This is a genomic window from Sphingomonas sp. IC-11 (genome assembly GCF_021043365.1).
Taxonomy (GTDB): Bacteria; Pseudomonadota; Alphaproteobacteria; order Sphingomonadales; family Sphingomonadaceae; genus Sphingomonas.
Window position 1 is genome coordinate 299,247 of record NZ_JAJNDU010000001.1, and the last position, 21,878, is coordinate 321,124.

A 21,878-nucleotide genomic window follows, 5' to 3' on the forward strand; every position below is an offset into this window, starting at 1 on the left:
GCGCCTGGGCCACCTGCCGTGTCCATCTGCATCAATGATGGAGCGCAAGCACACGACTTATTGCGGCGATGGTCCTTCCGGACTCGCTGACCGCGTGTCACCCAGCGTCAGCGTGCCCTCGCTCTTTTCGGGAATGTCGATGGTGAACGACGTCTTGTCCGCGTCGTTCATGGTGATCCGCCACTTGCCGGGCGCGAGACCAGTCGCGCCAAAGCGACCATCAGCATTGGTGAAGAGCATGACCGGTTCGCGTTCAGGGTGCGCCACTTCCGTCGCTGAGCCGGAGACCAGGCGGATCGGCTCCCCGCCGGCACTCAACAAGCGTCCGACGACACTGATGTTATAGTCCGATCCCACACGCAGGCGATAACCGGCACGGTAGGGAGGCAACAGCCGGAACGAGCCTTCGCCCAACTCGGCGCTAAGCGGAGCGTCGGGGGCGGTGACGTAGATGGTACGCTCGGCATAGCTGCCGATGCTGGGCTGCATGGCAGTTCCGAGCGCGCCGGTGCTTGCTGCCGAAGACGCACCGCTGGGATCGATCAGCACATCAGCCCCGCGGAGGGAGGGGTGCGCCTCGACGATCGCGAACGCGTCCTGCACAGGGCGCCCAATCGTGAACGCGCCATCCGCGGCGGCGATTGCCGTGCCGAAGCGCAATGACGTGCGTTGACCTAGCGAGCGCCCGAGGTCCCGTTCGAACGTGCCATAGTGGCTGAAGCCGAGCTCCGCGCGATTGCCGAAATAGGTGGCGTTGACCAGCGCACCCGCGCCGATATCGCTGCGTTCCAGCTCCGCGCTCAGATTATAGGCACCAGTCCCGGATCCGCCGTAGCTTTGATAGGCGAGCCGCGCCCGGTTGAAGCGACTGTCGTAGTCGGTGCGCAGGTTGGAACGGGCGCTCAGGCGATAGGTGAGCGACAGGAACACCGCGACCCGTTGACCACGCGCGTCCCGTTCGTAGCTGGCGTCGCCAGTGAAGTTCAGCAAGGGATTGACCCGCCAGCCCAGGGTGCCACGCAGGCTGCGTACGTCGGGCTCCCCATCGCGGCCTCGCGAGTAGCGGGCGTCGGCACCGGCATAGACGGTTTCGCTGAGTGCGCTGGTATAGCCGATGCCGGCGATCAGATCATAAGGGTTGAAGGGGCGACGCGTTCCGATCGGTCCGAAGGCTCGGCTCCGTGCTTCGAGGGAGAACGACAGCGCGTCGGCGCGACCGCTTGCGCGTGCGATGGTACGCTGAAAGCTGACGATGCCAGCCCAGCCGTTGCCATAGCCCTTGATGCGGGATGCCGAGCCGAAACCCGCCAATGAGCCGAATGGCGTGGCGATCACCGCTTCTCCGCCAGCCATCCAGCCGTAGCGATCACCCTGAGCATTGACGCCCAGCGTCAAACGATCCCCCAGGCCGCGCCGGTAGAAGCCGGTAATCGCCGGATTGTCGCTGTAAATTGGGCCACGGCGGCCGGGCGTGGTGAGAACGCCGGCGTACAGCCCAAACTCGCTCAGCCCGCTGGCCAGTTGCGCCTGGTCAAGGAAGATGTCGAAGTTCAGCGTTTCGGTTTGTCCGGCATCATCGGTGACGATCAGCTGAACATCGTTTGAGCCTTGCGTGAAGGGAAAGTCCTTCAGGTCGTAGGAGCCTGGGTCGAGTTCCAGTCGACGAACGAACTGATCGTTGACCCGCACCTCCACCATGGACCTGCGATCGACGCGAAAGCTGCGGTTGCCGCGCGGGCGGATGATGGTTTGAGGCTCGAGCAAGGAATAGAGCCGCGACACGGAGAAGCCGGCGATCTCCGGGGCGGACTGAAAGCCCCGCGAGAGCGTTAGCAGATCGCCTGCTGACCAGCGGGCGAGATTCGCCCGGTCGTCATAGACCAGGCGCGACCCGCGACGCTGAAATGAGGGGGCAGCCCCGCCAGGTTGCCAGTTGGCCTCCGCCTCGAGCACCAGATCGCCAAGGCGCGTTGCACCATCCAGGTAGAAGAGTGGTGCCGCAAAGCCAGAGCCTTCGCCCTGCTGGATCCAATCAAATGATCCGCGCACGTTGAGGTACCCGCTGAGCCGCGCCGGTGCGACATAGCTGATGCCTGTGCGTGGCTGATCACCCGCGAGGGTCAAGGCAGTCGAACCGCGACTGACGGCGGCGACCGTCATCTCCATTTCCAGCGACTGCGGATTATAGCGAAGCGCGATGCCGGCGGCGTCCAGCTCCGTCTTGCCGATGCGCCCTCTGCCGGAAAGTGCATCGCGCAGCGCCGCCAACAGCTCTGGGCGCAGCCGACCTTCAAGGAGCGAGAGCAGGCGCTGAGCAGAAAAGCTCGCCCGACCGCCAGGATCGAGCGTCACCGTCACGTCGCCGAGCAGTTGCTCGCCATCGAGCAATGGTACCGTGAGCACCACCGGCCGCGCGGTCGGATTGATCTCGTTCCCGGCAGGCCCGGGCTCGATCACGACGGTGCCGCCGACGACCTGTTGATCACCGGCCGGGACGGTTCCCTGATCTTGCGACGGCGCCGTAGCGACGAGAATAGAAGTTGCCGCAAGGGCAACGGTGTTCATCACGCGTCGGGCGTGAAGCGCGCCGTGATCCGCCCATCCGCACTCGGCAAGCGCAGCGGCAGCGTGATCCGGCGAACTTGGCCGCCGCCAACCAGGCCATAGCCGATGGTCTGCTGCATCTGTGCGCCCGCCATCTGCTGGCGGAAGATCTCGCGCCCGCTGGCGTCTGTCTGAACGATCTCGATCCGGCCACGGGAAAGGTAGCCATGTGCGCCGGTCGCATTGGTGACCGTGATCACCGGCACCGGTGCGCCGCTTTCGTCGCGGCCGACCTCCGTAGCGGTGACCGACAATTGCGGGCGCACGTTCTGCGGAGACACGCTGACGAGGACCTGGAAATTATAAAGAAGCTGAATATTCGAGCTGCTCTCAGGAAGCTGCACGGGCAATTGCGCCACCGTGACAAAGGAATGGCGGCTGTTCGTAACGGCGGGATCGCCGACATATTGCACGCGGAAATTCTGGCGCTGACCCGGCTGAATCACGGCCTGCGGCGGGAAGATCGCGAGTTCACCGCTGTCGCGCCCGGTGCCACGGACGCCGTCAGGCGTAAGTTCCAGCCCTTCCATGCGCAACTCGACGGGCAGCGGCCGATCAAAGGTGTTCTCCACCGTGATGACCTGGCTCATGCCCCGGCCGGAGGTGGTGAGATCCAGCACCACCGGCTGCACCGTCATGGCATGTAGCGCGGTGGCAAAGCCGATCATGGCGAGGAGGCAAGCGAGACCGGCGAGGAGCCGCTTCGGCAGAGATTTCACGCGATCAGCCTTCTACTGGGGCAGGGGAGACCATGATTCTCTGCCCCAAGCCCTAACGCAATGTTTACGCATCCCGGCCCCGGGAGCGCCCTGGGGCCTGATCAGTTCGGGAGTATAACGGAGACGGGCTCGGCTTGATCCGTCTTGAACGACCGGGCCGCCATCGCTTCATATTCATTGGCAAGGAACAGCAGGTCCTCGCGCTCGCTCGGTCCGGCCGATGCTGCTCTGGCGCGAAGTTTCATGGCAAGATCGAGGAGCTGGTGCGCGGACATATTCTTCTCATGCTGCGGCGAGGCGGATGGCCCGCCTCGCCGGTCCGATGCCTCAGGCAGTCGGCGAAACCACGATCTCGACGCTGCCCTGATAGGTGCCGGCCTCCAGGATGGCCGCTGCGTCGGTGGTAAGGCCGCTGCCGATCCGCAGCGAGATGTTGTCCGCGGTGGCGGCGATCCGGTCGCCCAGGTTGCCCACGGTGGCACCAGCGCTTAGCGACTCATCCGCGATCACTGCAGAGCTGCCCTGGGCGGTCTTTGCGGTCACCGACGCGGTGTAGTGAACCGTGTTGGTGTAGCCGGCCGGCGAATTCTGCGCTGCGGCGTTCACCAGCGGACGGGCGTTTACCGCAACCTTCGGATTGGCGCCGTTGCAGCGTACGGTGAAGTTCCGGGTCAGGCCACCACTGTTCGCGGAGAAGGCAGCGTCGACGGTGCCGTCGGACTTGGCAAGTTCGCCCAGCGTGATGTTGCCGGTCAGCGGCGTGACCGCGGCGCACTTCGCTGCGACGGTGCCGGAAACATCTACGGTGCCGCTCGCCTGTGCGAAGGCGGGAGCCGAAGCCAGGGCGGAAACAGCCATCAGGACGGAGAGAGCGGTCTTCTTCATGTCAGGTCCTTCGTGGTTCGCCGTGATCGGCGTCGTTGTCTCGATGACCTGCATATGCCCCGGCGGCGGGCTGCCCGACATTTACCCGGTGGCGAAAAGGAAGCTAACCAGAGGTGCGATCCCGTATATCCGAAGTTAGTCCGGCCGCTGCGTTATGACCGCAGCATCAAAGGCCCGAACAGGACTGCGCGCTGGAGGCGGAGACAACGGGCGAGAAGGTGATGCTGATGGTGTCCGCGTAACTGGGCGAGGGTGTCTTGCTTGCACCCCCCTCCGTCAGCGTGGCGCGGATCGGCAGCACAGCGCCCGCGCCTGCGACACCTGCGCGGGCGCAGGTGCGGGTACCGAGGGAGGCGTTTGAGGTGATATCCTGCCCCAGAAAACGCACCCGATAGCCGATCGTCTGGTTTGCATCGGCCAGGTTGCCCCCGGGATAGGTGAGGCGAAAGTTGTTCTGTGACCGCACCTGCACCTGGAACGGCCCGGAACTGCGCACCCGCAGCGCGTTGGAGGCGGTGGTGGTGTAGCGATCAGGAGCAGCAAGGACGGTCTGGGTAGTCGCCTCGCCGATCTCGCCGAAATCGAGCGCGGCGCCAGCATAGGAGGCCTGCAAGGCGCTGACGGTGTTGACGTTCAACCGCACCGCTCCTGCGAGTCGGACGGGAACCGGTACGCTGAGCATCCCGCCAGCGCCTGAGCAGATGTAGAGGATGTCGAGATTGATCGGCTCGCCGGCGCTGAGGTCGGTACCTGGCGGCACGGTGACGCGCAGGTTCAGTGGGGCGGAGAGATCAGTGGCGAAGATGCCACCGAATTCATAGCGGATCTCGCCAGCAGCGCCGGCGCCATTATCGTTGGACGTAAGCGCGCGCGGCCGCCCGGCCGTGGAGCCCTCCGGATAGAGGACGCGGAAGCCCTGATAGGTAATGTCGAGGGCGGGCGTACCCGCCGGCGCCACCAGCACCAGACTGACCTCGTCGGTGCGACCGGTCAGCAGGCCGCGGTTCCGACGCAGGATCAGCGGAATCGTTGCCTGGGACAGCCCGGACGAGGAGAACGGATCATAGCTGATCGTGGTTGGGGCGGTTGCGTCACCCGTGACGCCGCACAGCGGAGAAATCTGGGTCTGAGCCTCTGCCGAAGAAGCCAGTGCAGTGGCCGCGAACGCGCCAACCAGAGCGAGCGGGACGGCATAGGTCGTCAGCTTCATACCGTCGGTGATACGACGATCGCTACTCCTTCGCGAGCGGTTTGGCCGGATACCGGAACCGCGCCTGGCACCGCGCGAGCCGCCGGCTTCGCTACACTGATCGTCAGCGCCATCGCTCCCTGGCTGCAGCGCGCCGCCGCTGGCCCGTCGATCATCCAGTGTCCCGCCTGCTGCCTGACCCGGCCTGCCGCGGGCACGGCGGCCCAGCAACGCGGGGCGACATAGCCCGAGATTCCGATGCGATTGCCGGCCTGCGCCAGGGCAGGGGCATGATAAAGGGTAGAAAAGATGACGACTGCCGCCGCTGTCCAGCCTTCGGGCAAATGGAACCTGGCAGAAGGATCGGACACGGGCGACATAACGCATCGACCATGCGGCCTGATCCGTAAACAAGCGCTCGCTGTTAATCATTAATGCCATGGGATTACGGTGCAATACTTACCGTCACGGTCAGCGTGTCGGCGTAGCGGCCCGCGACCAGGGGCGCTGCGCCGGTATAAGCGGGCGCGCTGACGCGCAGATAGGAACCGTTGGCCCGCGTGGAAGCCGCCGGCAGACGCAAGCCGTTGCTCTGGCTGGCGGTGCCGGCAAACGTGCAGCCGCCTGCCGTGCCGAGCTTGTCTGCGGCACAAGCCGCCTCGGCAGTGGCGCCGTTGTCCCCGACCATGCGCAGCGCTACCTGATAAGGGGCGGTCACGGCATAACCTGGTGCCGACGCGCCATCCGCGAGCAGCCCGCCGTTGCGTGAGCTCACCGCGATGCGCGAGGCAACCGTGCAGTTCAGAGAAATGCCGAAATCGCGCGAGAAACCTGTCTGATCGAAATCGGTCTGGCTTAGCGCGCCGCTGGGAGCGCCGCCGGTGGCGAAGCCGCAGCGGCCACTGACCGAAGCTTTCACATCGATGTTCACTGCGACGCTGTTCACCGCGCCTTGGCCCGGGGCGTAGGCGGTGACCTGCGCATGTGCGCCAACAGCGGCAGTGCCAAGCACTACCCCCATCACCGCCATTGCCAAGGTCTTCAGAAACCGCATCTTCCGCCGTCACAGCCCGCGGACTGATGTCCGCTTCACTGTTGGTCAGATGCGGCGACGCGGGGTGCGAGACCATTCATCGCCCGGCGAGAATGCTGCTAACCCTCGGCGCACATACCTATGTCTTTGGATATAGGCTCAGTCGCCCTGGTCCTTGGCGAGCAGGATGAGTTCGGTGCGGCTGCGCACGTTTACCTTGTCGAAGATCTTGTGCAGGTGCACCTTAACCGTGCCCTCGGTCAGGCCGAGTTCGGCCGCCACTTCCTTGTTGCGCAGCCCGCGCTGCACGAGCGCCGCAATGGCTCGTTCGCGATCGCTGAGCCCCTGGAGCGGGTCGCGCTTCGCTGCGGTCGGCGACTGAACAAGCTCCATCGCCCGCTGCAATGTTTCCTGATCGAACCACCGCCGCCCCTGCGCCACCGCCTCTAGGCAGAGCAGCAGGTCACGGGGCGCATTGGCCTTGATCACCAAGCCATTGACGCCAAGCTGCATTGCCTCCTGCACGCGGGCATCCTTGATACTGCCGGTCAGCAGCACGACAGGCCGTTGGTCACCACGGCTGCGCAATGTCCGCAGCACATCAAGACCGCTGCGTTCCGGCATTTCGACGTCCAGTACCAGCAGGTCCGGCCGGGCCGCCGCAAGCTTGTCCATCGCTTCCACGCCGGTGCTGGCCGTCACAACGACCTGGAAGTTGGAGTTGGCGAGCAGGACCTCGATGCCTGCGAGCGTAAGCGGATCGTCTTCCGCAACGAGAACCCTTGCCATGGATCAATTATAACCGATCTCGTTAGCGAAATCTTAACACTGGTCGCCGGAGGCAGGGCGCTCGCCGCATTGTCAGCACATCCGGGGCCGGCTCTGCTACCAAAGTCGCGAGTTGCGAGTTGAGGAGCGATGCGAAGGTCAGCCTTGTTCCGCAACTTCGCGCCGCTTCAGATCCTGCTTGTCGCGGTAGCGGCTTGCGTACCGCTCCTGCTGCTCGGATCGAACTGGCTGCTCCAGCGCGAGTTCGACGAAAACCGCGCGCTACGCAACGCGACCAGCGCCACGTTCGAGACGCGATACACTCTCGAACAGCTTCTGAAACTCCATCTTGATCTGGAAACTGCAGAGCGCGGCTTCATCATCTCGCGTAATGCGGCATTTCTGGCGCCGTACAATGAAGCGGAAGGGCGGATCTCGGCCGTTCTGGAGCAACTGGGCTCAACGCGCGAGCTCAAGGAAGAGGAGCCGCTATACCGGCGGCTGGTCGTCGAATCCCGGAACAAGCGGGCGTTTGCCGGGCAGATGGTCACGCTGATCAAGGAGGGACGGGACGACGAGGCGCGACGGGCGGTCGCGTCCGGCCAAGGCAAGCTGTTCATGGACAGGATCCGTGCATTGGTCGCCCAAATCGATACGTTGAGGCAAGAGCAGCTGCGCGCGCGGCTGGAAGCATCGGAACGCGACAGCCGGCATCTCCGTCGCACGACGATTGGCCTTCATACCGCCGTGCTGTTCCTCCTGTTCATCGCAGCGTTGCTCGGGATGCGCATCAATTCGGCCCGCACCGTCGCGCTTAGCCGGATGCGTGAGTCAAACGAGCGCCAAAGCGCGATCTTCGACAGCGCCGACGATGGCATGATGCTGCTCGATGCGTCGGGACGCATTCGCAGCTTGAATCCGGCGGTAACAAAGATGTTCGGATATGCTGAGGACGACATGCGCGGGCGGGCCGTCGGCATGTTGTTCAAGGAAGCGCCGCGGGAGGAGGACGTTGCTGCATTCCTCCGCACGCTTGCGCTTGATCCAACCCGGTCACGCCTGCGCCATGTGCGCGAGTTTGAAGGCGAGACGAGCGCGGGAACTCACTTCCCGGTCGAGGTCGCGCTCAGCACCGTTCCGGGCGAGACGCAGCGCAGCTTTCTGGCAGTTATCCGCGACATCACGAAGCGGAAGCAAGTGGAGCAGATGAAAAGCGAGTTCGTGTCGGTGGTCAGCCACGAACTGCGGACTCCGTTGACATCAATTGCCGGATCGTTGGGGCTGCTGGCCGGCGGCGCCGCTGGCGAGTTGCCGGAAAGGGCGCGCAAGCTGATTGGTATTGCTCAGGCGAACAGCGCGAGGCTGGTCCGTTTGATCAATGACATTCTCGATATCGAGAAGATCGAAGCGGGCAAAATGACGTTCGACATCAAGCCGGTGCCGCTGGCTTCGCTGCTGGAGCAATGTGCCCAGGGAAATGCGGGCTTTGCGGCAGAATATGGCGTGCAGATCGTCGTGGAACCTGTTGCGGCGGGAGTGGCGGTCATGGCCGATGAGGATCGTCTGATCCAGGTAATCACCAATCTGCTCTCCAACGCCATCAAGTTTTCGCCGGAGGGAGAAGCGGTACGGATCACAGTGGTTCCCGGAGAGCTGGCTCACCGGATCAGTGTGGCCGGTCTTGGCCCTGGAATACCCGATCCGTTCCGAAGCCGTATCTTCCAGAAGTTCGCGCAGGCCGATGCGTCGGACACGCGGCAGAAGGGCGGCACTGGCCTTGGCCTGAGCATCGTCGCGGAAATCGTGTCGCGGTTGAAAGGTGAGGTGAGCTTCGACAGCGTAGCTGGCGAAGGGGCAACCTTTCACGTCGATCTTCCTGCCGCTCCGAAACAGTAGGACTCCCATGCCCCGCATTCTCTATGTCGATGATGACGACGATATTCGGCAGATCGCCGAGATGTCGCTGGAACTGGATCCCGATCTGGAGGTCCGGTTGTGCTCAAGTGGCGCCGAGGCCATTGACGCGGTGGCCAGCTGGACGCCTGATCTGGTGCTGCTCGACGTGATGATGCCCGGAATGGATGGACCCGAAACGCTGGCACGATTGCGCGCAGAGGCATCCAGTGCCGCCATCCCTGTCGTGTTCATCACGGCTCGCTTCCAGGAAAAGGAGGTCGAGCGGCTGAAGGCGCTTGGGGCTGCAGGCGTGATCGCCAAGCCATTCGATCCTATGACGCTGGCGACGCAAGCGCGAGCATATCTGTCGTGAACGAACCGACCGATCTGACGGAGCGGATGCGTCCGCTTCGGGCGCGGTTCCTCAAGCGCTTGAGTGAGGATCGAGAAGCGCTTCTTGTCGCGCATGCGGGGGCGGATGCGGCTGCCCTGCAAGCGATCTGCCATCGCTTGGCGGGGAATGCGGGCTTGTTCGGCTTCACTGAACTTGGCGGGGCAGCGCGTCGGGTTGAGGACGCCATTGTCAATGATCAGGAGCCCGACCTTCGCGACCGTTTGATCGATCAATTGCTGGAAATGCTGACAGCGACAGTTCAGGACCCCGAACCGTGATCACATCGTGTCACGGCTCCGGGAGCACTCCCCGCCGCGTGACTTTAGTGCCCAGGATATAACAGCGGAGCCAGAGACGGAGGCCTTGGGTCCGTTTGCCGTGTCATGGGGCAAGCGCTGACTATCGCGCATTCGGCCGGCGATCGACGTGCTTCAATGCGGATCAGGTTCGGTTTGAACCGCCCCCGGTGCCGTGGTTCTGAGAGGATGAAGGCCAGTCCGACGTCGCAGCTTCACAGCGACGTCGAAAGGGACGTGATTGCCTGCTTGCACCGAAGCAATTTCTATTGTTCGGCCAAGCCGCACGTGACTGCCGATCGGGTGGGGGGCACGAAGTGAGGAGGGCACGTTGCGAAAAATTGCCATAGTCGGCCTGCATACGGCGCTGACGCCTGGCTTCAACGCGGCCATGTCGCTGAATGAGGCGCTTGGTTTCGAGGCGCACGGCTGCGAGGTGACGCTGTACTTGCCGCAAACGACTGGGCGAGATCCCCGCAGCTGGCTGCGCCGCGCTGGCTACCGCAGCTTCGATGACCTGCCCCGCTTCGGCGGACGGTTCGACGTGAAGCCGCTCGCAGGGTTGGCCGACCTGGAGCCGGCGGATGTGCTGGTTTGGCAGACCTATAATGTAAAGGACGTGCGGCTGCTGCCGGAGCTTCGTCGTCCATCCATGCTCCGCACCAAGAACGTGCCTCGTGCGTTCACGGGGGAACGTGCCCGCGACTCCGCGCGGGTGAACGCGTATCTGAAGGACTTCGACCTGGTTGCGCTATCGCTGCGCGCCGACCAGCAGATCGTGCGAGCGAATTTCCCCGACCAGAAGCGTCGACTCCGCTATGTACCGCGTGGGTTCATCGCAGACTGGCTGGACGGCAACGGGCGTGGGAAGGTGCCTACGATCGGCCTGGACCAGGCCAAAAGCGCAGATACGGCCCGCGGCCGGGGTCACATCGCGAGGCTGGGCCAACAACTGCGCGGCCAATGGCCGGACCTGCGCTTCCTGAGTGTGCGCGAGGAGGTGGACACGCTGGGTAGTGAAGGAGTGCCGACGCTTCCGCTGCGCGACTATTATGACCGGTTTCTCAACCGGCTGTGGCTCTACATGCCGATCGACTTCGAGCACAGCGAGCACGTCAAAGGCTTGGCGCGCACTCCGGACGGGCACCGAATGTTTCTTGGCCTCTACGAAAACGAGATCGTCGAGGCGCAAATGGCCGGCGCCCTGGTGCTGGCGCGACGCGGTGACATACCGCGTGAGCTGCTGATGCTGCCAGCCGTATCGCAGGTAGAAAGTTACGATGATGAGGCGGCGCTGCTTGAGGCGGCGACCGCACATCTGGAAAACTTCGCGGCGCGTTCCCAGCTCAGTCAGGAGCGAGCGAGAGCCCGGCACAATCACCTTGAAATGGCACGCGCCTGGCTAGCCGCGTTGGACCTCGTGGCACGTGATGGGGCGCAGGCGTGACAATGTCGCCCACGGGGTTGGACAACATAGGATGTCGGGAGTGGCGACCGAACTGCTGGACCCAGCGATAACGAACGAAGCCTGCGTCTAATTGGCAGAGGATATGGAATCGTCGCGAGACCGGTATTTTGTACTTACCGGGTCTGCGTACAGGCGCGAGCAAGATCTACCGCCAGTGATCGATAGTCGAGCCGTTCCGGTACCTCGACGATGGCACAGCGTGTTACAAGCTGCTTGATCTTGGCGTAACGAGTGAACGGCTGATAATGGCGCTCTCTCTTGATGTAGTCGTCAATCATTATCGTGGTGCCTGCGGGAGCGTGTAAGAGGCTGGCGAGGGTGCAAGCCAGCCTGAAGCGGCCGTCCACAAGTATCAGGTCGGGCATGACCTGGTGCGTCCGCAGTACGTCCCAAACCCCGAGCGGATAGTCTGGCCATCGCCTGACCCCTGAGTTATCAACGGGATTTCCCCACTCCTTAGTAGGACCAATATCCGCGAATACTGGATGAAACGTTGCTGAGCTCCTGTCTCTATCGAGAGCGTCGCCAACCGCTTTGAGAAAGATCTTATCGCTTTCCACGGAATAGACATCTCTAACGCCTATTCTGCCGGCAAGCCGCGTGCTTCCGCCCGCGCCATACTCAAGAAAGCAGCTCGACATCTCCAGTAGTTCGGTAAGCTTCTCTACCGCCTCAGGGGGCATGTGAGGGTCGGCCGGGATCTCGATTTCTGGCGCGATGCCTGGCGCTGCTATTCTATCGGCTGGCATGGAGATCCCTGTCTGACTTTGAAGTTGGCGTCCTGAGGTCACGCCAGGATTTGATAAGTCCCATTGGGCGTGGTGCCGTCGTGAAGTGTTTTCTGGCTGCCCTGCGGATATCCCTCTGCTCGGTGTCCGCGCAACGCCGCAGGAAGGAAGCGGCGACGCGTCTCCGGAAGAGTAGGCACATTAGCCACTTTCAATCGCACGCGCATAGGCCGCAGCCCCCCATCAAGCCCGTCAGCGCCGAGGGGCGCTGTCTTCAAAAAGACTGAGCTAGCGCCGGAGCAACCGCAAGTGGGGTGCTTTTGGTGGGGTCGTGCGTTGTGGCGCTTATGAGGCCGCTCATGAGCAATCCAGCGACCAACGCCTTGCGCCGCCGAGCCACAGGATCTTCGTAGTGAACGATACGTTGAGCGGGGCGTTAGCGTCGCACTTCCCGACAATAGCCATTTGTCGCGGCGTGGCGCGCCATGACGCCGCTGCGATCGCTTGCGTCCAGGTCAGCGCCGACGGCTCGGCCGCATCCTCGACTGATTGAAGGGAGAGAGGGGCGAGTGGTGATTAGCCATTCTTGTGATGTTCAGCCGCCACGGGCTAAGCGCGGGGCGACGGATTATCTGGGCGACACGATGACATTGCGCGCGAACCTCGGCTGGGGACTGGCAGGCGGACTAGCTCTCGCCCTGTCTGGTTGCGCCACGCCGATTGCTCCCGTGCAGCCGCCGCCGGTTGTCGCGACGCTGCCGCCGCCGCCGCCGGTGATGCCAGCGGGTGGCTATATCGGCATGAAGATTCCGACCAAGCGGGCCGATGGCAAGTATTTCACACCCAATCTCGACAATACTGACCAGGCTGCCGTCTGGCATCTGCGCAACGCACTGAACGTCGCCGCGCTTGGCTGCGACCAGGCAGGTGGCGGGGTGCTCGAGCATTATAACGCCTGGCTCAGGACACGTGCCGCCGCGATCGATCGCTACTATCAAGCCTACATTCGGGAATGGCAGGCACCCGGTTGGTGGGACTGGCAACGTGTCTATGACGACAATCAGACGCGCATCTACAATTTCTACGCGCAGCCGGCGATTCGAGCGGCCTTTTGCGCGGTAGCCCGTGAGGAGGTCGCGAAAGTCATTCAAGTCGAGGATGACGACCTACCTGCTTTTGCCCGAGCGGCGCTGCTGCGGCTCGACCGCCCGTTTGTCGAGTTTTACGCGGCATACGACGCTTGGCGAGACTATTATCAGCCAGCTCCACCTCCGGTGATCCCGCCACCGGTGGTGCGAACCATCGACGCACCCATCGTGGAGGCCCCGCCCGCCGCGGTCGCGACGCTGGGCGGAGATGACCTGGTGGCGGCGGACACGGACACATCGGCGGACGACACCGACCAGTCGGAGGCCAGCACAGAAACGTCGCCGGCTATCGCGCTCGGCGACGCTTCGATCCCCGCGTCCCCTCCGCCTCGGTGACAGATCGGCGTCTGTGGTACGTCGATGGCGAGAAGGCAGTGAACCACCGTCGATCATGATGGGTCGGACAACAGGTGCCGCTTCCCTGGCGATCACGCGGCAAAGCACGCGCTTCTCCCCCGCTCTTCCCGTGGCGGTGTTGATGTCATCATGTCGCGCAGACAAGCGCCCGCAATTTGGCGCGGCAGCCCTCGGTCAACAGATGCGCGATTCGATGGATGCGAGGCGGGCCAACGTAAGCTAGGTAGCTATGTTCGTGATGAGCTGGCGGCTCGCGTCCTTGTCAGCGGCTGAAATTTCAGCAGCCGCTGGAGCTAGCTACAATCCGCAGGGTTGCGGTCAGTTGAAGGCCAAGTCTGAGTAGGGGTGCTGGCGAACCGAGGCGCTCCTCGTCCGATGTCTCTCCATGGACGCAGCGAGCGCCTGACTATCAGCCTTTTCATAACGCATTATTGTTTTTTGAGACATTAAGGAAAAGTACTAATATTACGATTCTGATTTGACGTGGGCAATCATGCGACACAGGATCCGATCCGGACCCATTGGCTAGACCGGTACGAACCGGCGGCAAGGGCTCTGGGAGGATGCCAATGAAGAAGTTTGAGCTGTTCGGCGCTACCGCAATAGCGCTCTTCCTAGCGTACCCATCGATCGCACAGGCACAGGCACAGGCACAGGCACAGGCACAGGCACAATCCTCGCCGCCTGCGCCAGCATCCACGGCGCAGGACAGCGGCTACGGGGCGGACATCATCGTTACTGCCCAGCGCCAATCGCAGACACTGCAGGAAGTGCCAATCGCGGTGAGCGCCTTTTCAGCCGCCGCGTTGGAGGCGCAACAGATCGACAACGCGTCCGACCTCCAGCTCACCCTTCCAAATGTGACGTTCTCAAAGGGTAATTTCTCCGGCTCAAGCTTTACGATCCGCGGCATTGGCGACTTGTGTGTTGGCATTTCCTGCGATCAGGCAACCGCCATTCACCTCAACGGCTCGCCATTGCTGGCGACCCGCATCTTCGAAACGGAATATTTCGATCTCGAACGGGTTGAGGTGCTGCGTGGGCCGCAAGGCACGCTGTTCGGCCGCTCGGCTTCATCGGGCGTCGTGAACTTCATCAGCGCCAAGCCGCGTACCGACAAGTTCGCTGCTACCGCCGAGGCGGAATATGGCAATTACGACTCGATCCGCGCCAAAGCGATGATCAACTTGCCACTGGGTGAAACGCTGGCGGTGCGCGTTGCCGGCTTCTACCTCAATCGCGACGGCTATACCCTCAACACCTTCGACAACAGCCGTATCGACGGGCGGGACATGTACTCGGTGCGCGGCTCGATCCGTTGGGAGCCCTCCATCGACACGACGGTCGACCTGCTCGCCTCCTACTTCAAGGAGGATGACGACCGGCTGCGCATTCAGAAGCAGTTGTGCCAAACCGATCCGACCGGCGTACTCGGCTGCCTCAACAATCGGCGCGACGGGGGGCGCACCAACACCAATTCAACCTTCACAGGTACGCTTGGCAGCCGAGAGTTCCTGTCCATCGCCTTTGGAAGCCCCGCGTTGGGCAACGCTCTTGGCCTAGGCAGCCTCTACGGGCCGGACGCTTATGCCGGCAACCCGATCCTCGATGATCCGCGCGAGGTCTACACGGCGTTCAACCCGACCTACAAGACCGACGAACTGACGGTACAGGGGCGGATCGAGCATAGTTTTGGCCCGGTCAGGGCGCAGCTAACCGGCTTCTATCACGAGACATCGGTTGATTCGTCGCAGGACTATAACCTCGGCGTCAGCAACCGCTCGCTGATCCAGCCGACGCTCAACACGCTGGCGGCGGCCGCGGCCGGCGGCGTCCCCGGCCTTCCCGCAGCGTACTTCCAGCCAATCGCCCGGGCGATAATTCCCAATGGGCCACAGGGCGACCTGTGTACCTCACTGCCCGAGAAGTCCGGGCTTGGCGTCTATGGCGGGTTCGCCCGCTGCGGCCCGATCCCCAACGCCTATGACCGTTCGGTGCAGAAGACACGGGACTGGTCGGCAGAGGCGATCATCTCGTCGAACTTCGACGGCTTGTTCAACTTCCTGCTGGGCGGGATTTATGTCGACGCCAAGGTTCGCGACGGCGACTACTACGTCAACGCCTTTGCCATCGATTACGTGACTGGAATTCTGGGCAGCGTGGGTGCGCTAGGTGCGGGGCGGGCGCCGGAATTTTCGGCAACGCCGTTCTTCCGTAGCAACACCGATCTGTTCCGTTTGAAGTCATACGGCATTTTCGGTGAAACCTACTTCCAGTTCTCGGACAGCCTGAAGCTGACGCTTGGCGCCCGTTACAACAACGACAAGAAGTTCGTTCGATCGCGTTCGACGCTGGCGAGTTTCGCCGTGCCCTATACCCAGACAGGCAGCGCCTTCGATGCGCCGCGCGCAGCATTGTATGACGCCGATCCCGTTATCCCAGGTATTCAGCCTTATGCCGTACGGAATCGAACGTTCGACGAGATTACCGGGCGCGCGGTAGTTGATTACAAGATCACCGACGACAACCTGCTCTACGCCTCGTATTCGCGCGGGTACAAATCGGGCGGTTTCAACCCTCCGGTGCAGGTGCCCGGCCTTACCGTGCCTGATGCATTCCAGCCGGAAATCATCAACGCCTTCGAAATTGGTTCCAAGAACACCTTCGCTGACGGCAAGCTGACGCTGAACCTCACGGGATTCTACTACAAGTATAAGGGTTTGCAGCTCAGTCGGATCGTCGCGCGAACCTCGATCAACGACAATATCGATGCGGATATCTGGGGCGTGGAAGCCGAGTCCACGATCCGACCAGGTCCGGGCTGGGTGGTGAATTTTGGCGCAAGCTATCTAAACACCAAGGTGACCTCGTCTGCGCCGTTCATCAATCAGCGCGACGTGTCCGGTGGCAACCCGAACACCGTCATCATCAAGGATATCGGCAATGCCTCCAACTGCGTCGTCCTGGCGAACGCCGGCGGTGCGGCGGCCGCCCAGGCATTCGTTACCGCGGTTAATACTGGGCTCGGCCTGCGTGGGCCGCAGCCATTCCCGGCCGATGCCAATGTCGGTGCGGCGACCGGTGCCTTTGGCCTCTGCTCAGTGCTGACGGGGGCGGCAGCGAATACTGCTGGCGCGATTTCGGTGCTGGAAGGCATTGGGATCAGCTTGAAAGGCAATGAGTTGCCACAGGCTCCGGTGGTGAAGTTCTCGGCCGGCGTGCAAAAGACGTTCGAGTTCGCCAATGGCATGAGCCTCGTTCCGCGGTTCGACCTCACGTACACAGGGGAGAGCTACGGCAACATCTTCAACGGCCGCATCAATCGTATCGAGGGCTATGAACAGGCCAACGCTCAAATCCAGCTAAACGGGCTGAATGACCGCTGGTTCGTGCGTGGCTTTATTCAGAACATATTCGACAACAGTGCAACGACCGGGCTCTACCTGACGGATCAGTCGTCGGGCCTCTTCACGAACATCTTCACGCTCGAGCCTCGCCGCTATGGCATCGCAGCGGGCGTGAAATTTTGATCATCTGCTCCTGCCAACGTCCTGACGAGGCAGGTTGATTGTCTTGGATGGGCGGTGCCGAGAGACACCGTCGGTCCTGTGCCACCATGTTTACCTTGAGGCGAGCAGTGAGGCGTCGAGGTGTTATGGCTAAGTCAGCGATTCACGGGTCGCCCCACCCGATCAAAGCGCCCCGGCGAGTACCAACGTCAGAGCGGATCCTCGACGTAGCAGAGGAGCTCTTCTCCCGATACGGCCTAGCCGACGTGATGCTCAAAGACGTCGCTCAGGCGGCGGGGGTACATAACACGCTGCTTGCCTACTACTTCAAAGACAAACAGCACCTGTTTGAAACAGTGATTACCCAACGCACGCCGCGAACAAGCGAGCGCCGCATGGCGGCCTTGGCGTCGTACGAGCGTGAGGCTGCTGGCGAGCTAACCGTTGAAGGAATTTTGCGCGCATATTTGGATACCGACCCAAAGCCGGATGACTCCGGCTGGCGGCATTATGGTGCTTTGGGTGCTCAGCTGAATGAGCTGCCAGATAGCGGTGCCGCATTGATTGACGCGCACTTCAGTCCCGTAGTGCTGCGGCTCGTTGAGTTGCTGAAGAAGGCACTACCCGGGTGCTCCGACGAGGACATTCTCTGGGGATGTCACTTTTTGAGAGGCGCACTGATGCTCTCGCTCGCTCAGCCGTGTCCAATCAACAAGCTTTCAGCGGGACCGTCCAGCTGCGGTGATGTGGACGCGATCAGAGATCGGATGGTTCTCTTCATGGCTGCGGGGTTCAAATATGTTGCAGCGAACCGTGATCAGTCCAACACTCACAAAAGATCCGGCTAGAGCGCCTAGCTTGAGGACGGCACCCCGGCTGCTGAGTTGGTCTGGACGTTTGGCGCTCCCCTGCGGGTACGAGGCGGTTGACCTCCATCCTGCGCCGCGGGGCCGGCGTTAGCGCTGCTCAAAAAAGGGGTTCAAGCGATCCAAGTTGCGGGCAACACAGATCTACTCTCTGTCGGCTGAGATCCGCGAAGCCACCCGCCGCAAGCATATCACGGCAGGAGCAGCGAGGCGTCTCCGTACGAGTAGAAACGGTAACCATTCTCGATCGCATGGGCGTATGCCGCTTGCATTCGGTCAAGCCCCATCAGCGCCGATACCAGCATGAACAGTGTCGAGCGGGGCAAGTGAAAGTTGGTGATCAGTCCGTCTATACCCCGGAAACGATAGCCTGGCGTTATGAAGATTGACGTGTCTCCTTCGAAGGGGTGCACGAGCCCGTCCGGTGTCGCTGCGCTTTCAATCAGGCGAAGGGACGTCGTGCCCACTGCGATCACTCGACCGCCACTCGCCCGAACGGCGTTGAGACGCTCTGCTGTCGCCCTATCGATACGGCCCCATTCGGCGTGCATCTGGTGGTCGGCGGTATCGGTTGCCTTCACGGGAAGAAACGTTCCCGCGCCCACATGCAGCGTTAGCGTGGCATGGCCGACGCCCGCCGCTTCGATCGCGGCCAGCAGGTCCGGCGTAAAATGCAGGGCTGCGGTTGGCGCAGCGACCGCTCCTGCCTCCCGTGCGAACATCGTCTGGTAATCGTCGGCATCCCGTGCGTCGGTCGGTCGCTTCGCCGCGATATAGGGTGGAAGAGGCATCTGGCCGGCACGTTCAAGCAGCAACTCCACCGGCTCATCACCCGCGAACTCGAGGGCGAAGCTGCCGTCCTCTGCCCGGTCCGAGGCGGCGGCAATGACACCTTGCCCGAAGTCGATCGGATCGCCATCGCGCAGTCGCTTCGCATTGCGGATGAAGGCGCGCCAGCGACGCGGTCCTTCCCGCTTGTGGAGTGTCGCCCCGATCTTTGCGGCGCCGCGTGTGCCTTCAAGCTGCGCGGGGATCACCCGCGTATCGTTGAAGACGAGAAGGTCGCCGGCGCGCAGTTCGCCGGGGAGATCGGCAACGCTGCGATCGCGGGTCGATGCGCCGTCGAGCACGAGCATTCGCGCGGAGTCGCGGGGGGATGCGGGCCGCAGGGCAATGCGCTCTTGAGGCAGATCGAAATCGAACTGGTCGACGTTCATGGAAGCAATCCGGACATTCGTGATCGGACATCCCGACGAGGGATGGAGGACGCCGCACCGGCACGCAGGTCAGGTGGCGCAACCTCGGCGCGTGCCTTTGCGGCGATCGCCGGCAAGGGCAAGTGAACTCTTCGCTGCGCCCGGGCGCGCTACCGCACCTTGCGCGGGCGCACGGGGTCGTCGAGTTCGATCCACGTGGGAGCGTGATCGCTGGTCTTCTCCCATCCGCGCACGTCGCAATCAACGCCGGCGCCGACCAAGCGACCTGCCAGCGACGGGCTCAGCAACAGATGATCAATCCGTAAACCTGCGTTGCGTGCCCATGCGTTCCGGAAATAATCCCAGAACGTGTAGATCGTATCTTCTGGGTGAAGGTGACGAAGAGAATCCGTCCAGCCTTGCGCCAGCAGCCTGGCGAAGCGGGCGCGCACCTCAGGCGCGAACAGCGCATCATCCTGCCACCGCTCCGGCTTGTAGACATCCTTATCCGTCGGCATGACATTGAAATCGCCAGCCAAAACGACTGGCGCGCCACTTGCCAGCAGTGCGGAGGCGTGATCGATCAATCGATCAAACCAAGCCAGCTTATAGTCGAACTTTGGGCCGGGCCGGGGATTGCCGTTCGGAAGATACAAAGCGGCGACCAGCACGCCGTTTACTGCCGCTTCCAGGTAGCGGCTCTGTGAGGGATCGGGATCGTCGGGTAGTCCGCGCCGGGTTTCGTGGATCGAGCCGACGCGGCTGAGAATGGCGACACCGTTCCAGCTCTTTTGCCCATGCCAGATCGCCTCATAGCCCTGGTCCGCCAGCGCGGCGGCGGGAAAGCGTTCGTCCGGTGCCTTTAATTCCTGAAGCGCAACAATGTCGGGCCGGGTTTCTTCCAGCCAGCGCAGGAGCACTGGAAGCCGGCCGTTCACGCCGTTCACATTGTAGGTGGCGATCTTCAGGCGCGCTCTCCATAGTCTGTGGCTACGAGCGCTCGGGCTGGCCTATCCATGCCAGCCCGAGCTGTTGATCAGGCGACCGCCCGCGCGCCCCGCACCAGGCGCCCGGGCGTCCGGCCAGTCCATTCGCCCTGTTCGAAAGTCGGCACGCCTGACTTCACCGTCCAACGGTAGCCGCGCGGTTGCTGGAGCAGGCGCGTGCCGCCGGCGGGGAGATCCTGCACGATTTCCGGTGGGGCGAGTTGCAAGTTGTCCAGTGCGATGACGTTGAGGTCGGCCAGCAGGCCAGGTGCCAGCGCGCCGCGGTCGTGCCAGCCGACATGGCGCGCGTTGCGCTGCGTATAGCCGTGCACCAGCTGCTCGAGTGGCGCGCTGAGCCCTGACTTGCTGCCCCGTGACCATAACGCGATCGTCGTGGTCGGGAAGCTGCCGTCGCAGATCGTGCCGCAATGCGCGCCGCCGTCCGACAGCCCGTAGAGCACATGATTACCGGTCATCATGCCGTGGACGTCGTCGAGGTTGCCGCGCGCATAGTTGATCAGCGGCATGTAGAGGAGGCGGCGGCCGCCTTCCTCCATCAGGGCATCATAGACGTAGGCGGCGGGATCGACGCCAGCGCGGGCAGCCTCGGCGGCTATAGACTGACTCTCATGCGGTTCGTAATCGACCGGGTCGGTCATGCGGAACATGCGCGAAAAACCGCGTGTGATCAGCGCAATAAAGCCCTCGCTGGCATGGAAGGCGGCGTGTTCGGCGAGGATTTCAGCGCGAATCTGCGGGTCGGCGAGCGCCTGAAGCCGATCGGCGACGGTGGCGCTTTGCGCCGCGATGCGGCGATAGGTGGGCGCGACGATGAAGGGATTGGTGGTGGAGGCGAAGGAGAGGATCGCGCCGATCGGGCGGGGTGCGACCTGCGCACTAACGGGTAGGCCATCGGCGACCATCTGGTCGATCTCGCGGTAGATGCTTTTCCAGCGATCCGGGGCGTCGTCGGTCTGCTGCACGGTGAAGGAAACGCGGCGGCCGCTGGTGGTGGCGAGGCGGCGAATCAGCTGGAGCTCGGCCGCGGCGAAATCATCGTCGGCGGTGAGATAAGCGTCTGAAATCAGCTGGATGACCCCCTTGCCGGTCTTGCGCAGCGCGGCGGCGATGCCGAGCAATTCGGGGTCTTCGGCGGTCAGCGTGCCGATGTTGAGCCCGTCGCGGCTGCGGTGGGCGTGGGTGCGCGAGGTGGAAAAGCCGAGGGCGCCAGCCTCCATCGCCTCGGCAGTGAGCGTCGCCATCCGGGCGACCTCGGCGTCGGTTGGGCGCTCCATATGGTCGCCGCCGCGATCGCCCATGACATAGGCGCGCAGCGCCGCGTGCGGCATGTGGGCGCCGAGATCGATCGTATATTCGCGCTCGCTCAAGGCATTGAGATAGTCGGGAAAACTTTCCCAGTTCCACGTCAGCCCCTCCGCCAGCGCGGTGCCGGGAATATCCTCCACGCCCTCCAGAAGCTGGATCAGCCAGTCGTGCTTGTCGGCACGGGCGGGGGCGAATCCTACGCCGCAATTTCCCATCGCGGCGGAAGTGACGCCGTTGATGGAGGAGGGGGCCAACACTTTGTCCCAGGAGACCTGGCCGTCATAATGGGTGTGGATGTCGACAAAGCCGGGGGTGACGATGCAGCCGTCGGCGTCGATGGTTTCGCGTGCTGTTCCAGACACTACGCCGACCGCCACGATCCGATCGCCCTGTACCGCGACATCGCCGCGGAAGCGGGGGGCGCCGGTGCCGTCGACGATTGTGCCGTTCTTCACCAACAGATCGAACATAGGGCCTCTCCTGGGGTCGTAATGGGTCAGTCCGGCCTGT

Annotated in this window: 19 protein-coding genes; 7 read left to right on the plus strand and 12 right to left on the minus strand. The window is 62.9% G+C overall.

The features are described from left to right. Positions 1-57: 57 nt before the first annotated feature. The 8 genes from LQ954_RS01365 to LQ954_RS01400 all read right to left on the minus strand — a co-directional run bounded on the left by LQ954_RS01365 (position 58) and on the right by LQ954_RS01400 (position 7,219). Positions 58-2,565 (minus strand): fimbrial biogenesis outer membrane usher protein, encoded by a 2,508-nt coding sequence (locus LQ954_RS01365; protein ID WP_231021559.1) that lies wholly within the window; start codon positions 2,563-2,565, stop codon positions 58-60. Further along, positions 2,565-3,323 carry a molecular chaperone gene (locus tag LQ954_RS01370; protein ID WP_227771350.1) on the minus strand — a complete coding sequence of 253 codons (759 nt, stop codon included), beginning with the start codon at positions 3,321-3,323 and terminating at the stop codon, positions 2,565-2,567. The genes LQ954_RS01365 and LQ954_RS01370 overlap by 1 nt, the downstream gene beginning before the upstream one ends. 101 nt (positions 3,324-3,424) lie before the next feature. Beyond that, the gene (locus LQ954_RS01375; protein WP_231021562.1) at positions 3,425-3,598 is read right to left on the minus strand and encodes a hypothetical protein; all 174 of its coding nucleotides are present in this window, start codon (positions 3,596-3,598) and stop codon (positions 3,425-3,427) included. Positions 3,599-3,650: 52 nt separating this feature from the next. Next, positions 3,651-4,208, minus strand: coding sequence for a hypothetical protein (locus LQ954_RS01380; protein ID WP_227771352.1), 558 nt, complete (start codon positions 4,206-4,208; stop codon positions 3,651-3,653). Positions 4,209-4,374: 166 nt separating this feature from the next. Further along, positions 4,375-5,418: a hypothetical protein gene (locus tag LQ954_RS01385; protein WP_227771353.1), complete on the minus strand. Its 1,044-nt coding sequence runs from the start codon at positions 5,416-5,418 to the stop codon at positions 4,375-4,377. Further along, positions 5,415-5,768, minus strand: coding sequence for a hypothetical protein (locus tag LQ954_RS01390; RefSeq protein WP_227771354.1), 354 nt, complete (start codon positions 5,766-5,768; stop codon positions 5,415-5,417). The genes LQ954_RS01385 and LQ954_RS01390 overlap by 4 nt, the downstream gene beginning before the upstream one ends. 74 nt (positions 5,769-5,842) lie before the next feature. Next, positions 5,843-6,451 carry a hypothetical protein gene (locus tag LQ954_RS01395; RefSeq protein WP_227771355.1) on the minus strand — a complete coding sequence of 203 codons (609 nt, stop codon included), beginning with the start codon at positions 6,449-6,451 and terminating at the stop codon, positions 5,843-5,845. 138 nt (positions 6,452-6,589) lie between these two features. After that, entirely contained in the window at positions 6,590-7,219 is a 630-nt protein-coding gene (locus LQ954_RS01400) for a response regulator (RefSeq protein ID WP_231021564.1), read from the minus strand. A gap of 129 nt (positions 7,220-7,348) precedes the next feature. Between LQ954_RS01400 and LQ954_RS01405 the strand changes: the two genes are divergently transcribed. The 4 genes from LQ954_RS01405 (at position 7,349) to LQ954_RS01420 (ending at position 11,231) form a co-directional block, all read left to right on the plus strand. Next, entirely contained in the window at positions 7,349-9,094 is a 1,746-nt protein-coding gene (locus LQ954_RS01405; protein ID WP_231021565.1) for a sensor histidine kinase, read from the plus strand. Positions 9,095-9,101: 7 nt separating this feature from the next. Then, on the plus strand, positions 9,102-9,467 hold the full coding sequence (locus LQ954_RS01410; protein ID WP_231021566.1) for a response regulator: 366 nt from the start codon (positions 9,102-9,104) through the stop codon (positions 9,465-9,467). Next, positions 9,464-9,766 carry an Hpt domain-containing protein gene (locus tag LQ954_RS01415; protein WP_231021567.1) on the plus strand — a complete coding sequence of 101 codons (303 nt, stop codon included), beginning with the start codon at positions 9,464-9,466 and terminating at the stop codon, positions 9,764-9,766. The genes LQ954_RS01410 and LQ954_RS01415 overlap by 4 nt, the downstream gene beginning before the upstream one ends. A gap of 349 nt (positions 9,767-10,115) precedes the next feature. Then, entirely contained in the window at positions 10,116-11,231 is a 1,116-nt protein-coding gene (locus LQ954_RS01420; RefSeq protein WP_231021568.1) for a hypothetical protein, read from the plus strand. A 134-nt stretch (positions 11,232-11,365) separates the two neighbouring features. Here the strand turns inward: LQ954_RS01420 and LQ954_RS01425 are convergent, their stop codons facing one another. Further along, positions 11,366-12,001: a hypothetical protein gene (locus LQ954_RS01425; protein WP_231021570.1), complete on the minus strand. Its 636-nt coding sequence runs from the start codon at positions 11,999-12,001 to the stop codon at positions 11,366-11,368. Between the two features lie 623 nt (positions 12,002-12,624). Between LQ954_RS01425 and LQ954_RS01430 the strand changes: the two genes are divergently transcribed. The 3 genes from LQ954_RS01430 (at position 12,625) to LQ954_RS01440 (ending at position 17,842) form a co-directional block, all read left to right on the plus strand. Further along, the gene (locus LQ954_RS01430) at positions 12,625-13,464 is read left to right on the plus strand and encodes a hypothetical protein (protein WP_231021572.1); all 840 of its coding nucleotides are present in this window, start codon (positions 12,625-12,627) and stop codon (positions 13,462-13,464) included. A gap of 590 nt (positions 13,465-14,054) precedes the next feature. Continuing rightward, positions 14,055-17,015: a TonB-dependent receptor gene (locus LQ954_RS01435; RefSeq protein ID WP_231021573.1), complete on the plus strand. Its 2,961-nt coding sequence runs from the start codon at positions 14,055-14,057 to the stop codon at positions 17,013-17,015. Between the two features lie 125 nt (positions 17,016-17,140). Further along, positions 17,141-17,842: a TetR/AcrR family transcriptional regulator gene (locus LQ954_RS01440; protein ID WP_227771364.1), complete on the plus strand. Its 702-nt coding sequence runs from the start codon at positions 17,141-17,143 to the stop codon at positions 17,840-17,842. 209 nt (positions 17,843-18,051) lie between these two features. Here LQ954_RS01440 and queA read toward each other — a convergent pair whose 3' ends face one another. The 3 genes from queA to LQ954_RS01455 form a co-directional block, all read right to left on the minus strand. Beyond that, positions 18,052-19,077: a tRNA preQ1(34) S-adenosylmethionine ribosyltransferase-isomerase QueA gene (queA, locus tag LQ954_RS01445; RefSeq protein ID WP_231021578.1), complete on the minus strand. Its 1,026-nt coding sequence runs from the start codon at positions 19,075-19,077 to the stop codon at positions 18,052-18,054. A gap of 149 nt (positions 19,078-19,226) precedes the next feature. Then, positions 19,227-20,024, minus strand: coding sequence for an exodeoxyribonuclease III (gene xth, locus LQ954_RS01450; protein WP_231022693.1), 798 nt, complete (start codon positions 20,022-20,024; stop codon positions 19,227-19,229). 68 nt (positions 20,025-20,092) lie between these two features. Then, positions 20,093-21,838: an N-acyl-D-amino-acid deacylase family protein gene (locus LQ954_RS01455; protein ID WP_231021580.1), complete on the minus strand. Its 1,746-nt coding sequence runs from the start codon at positions 21,836-21,838 to the stop codon at positions 20,093-20,095. Between the last annotated feature and the right edge of the window lie 40 nt (positions 21,839-21,878).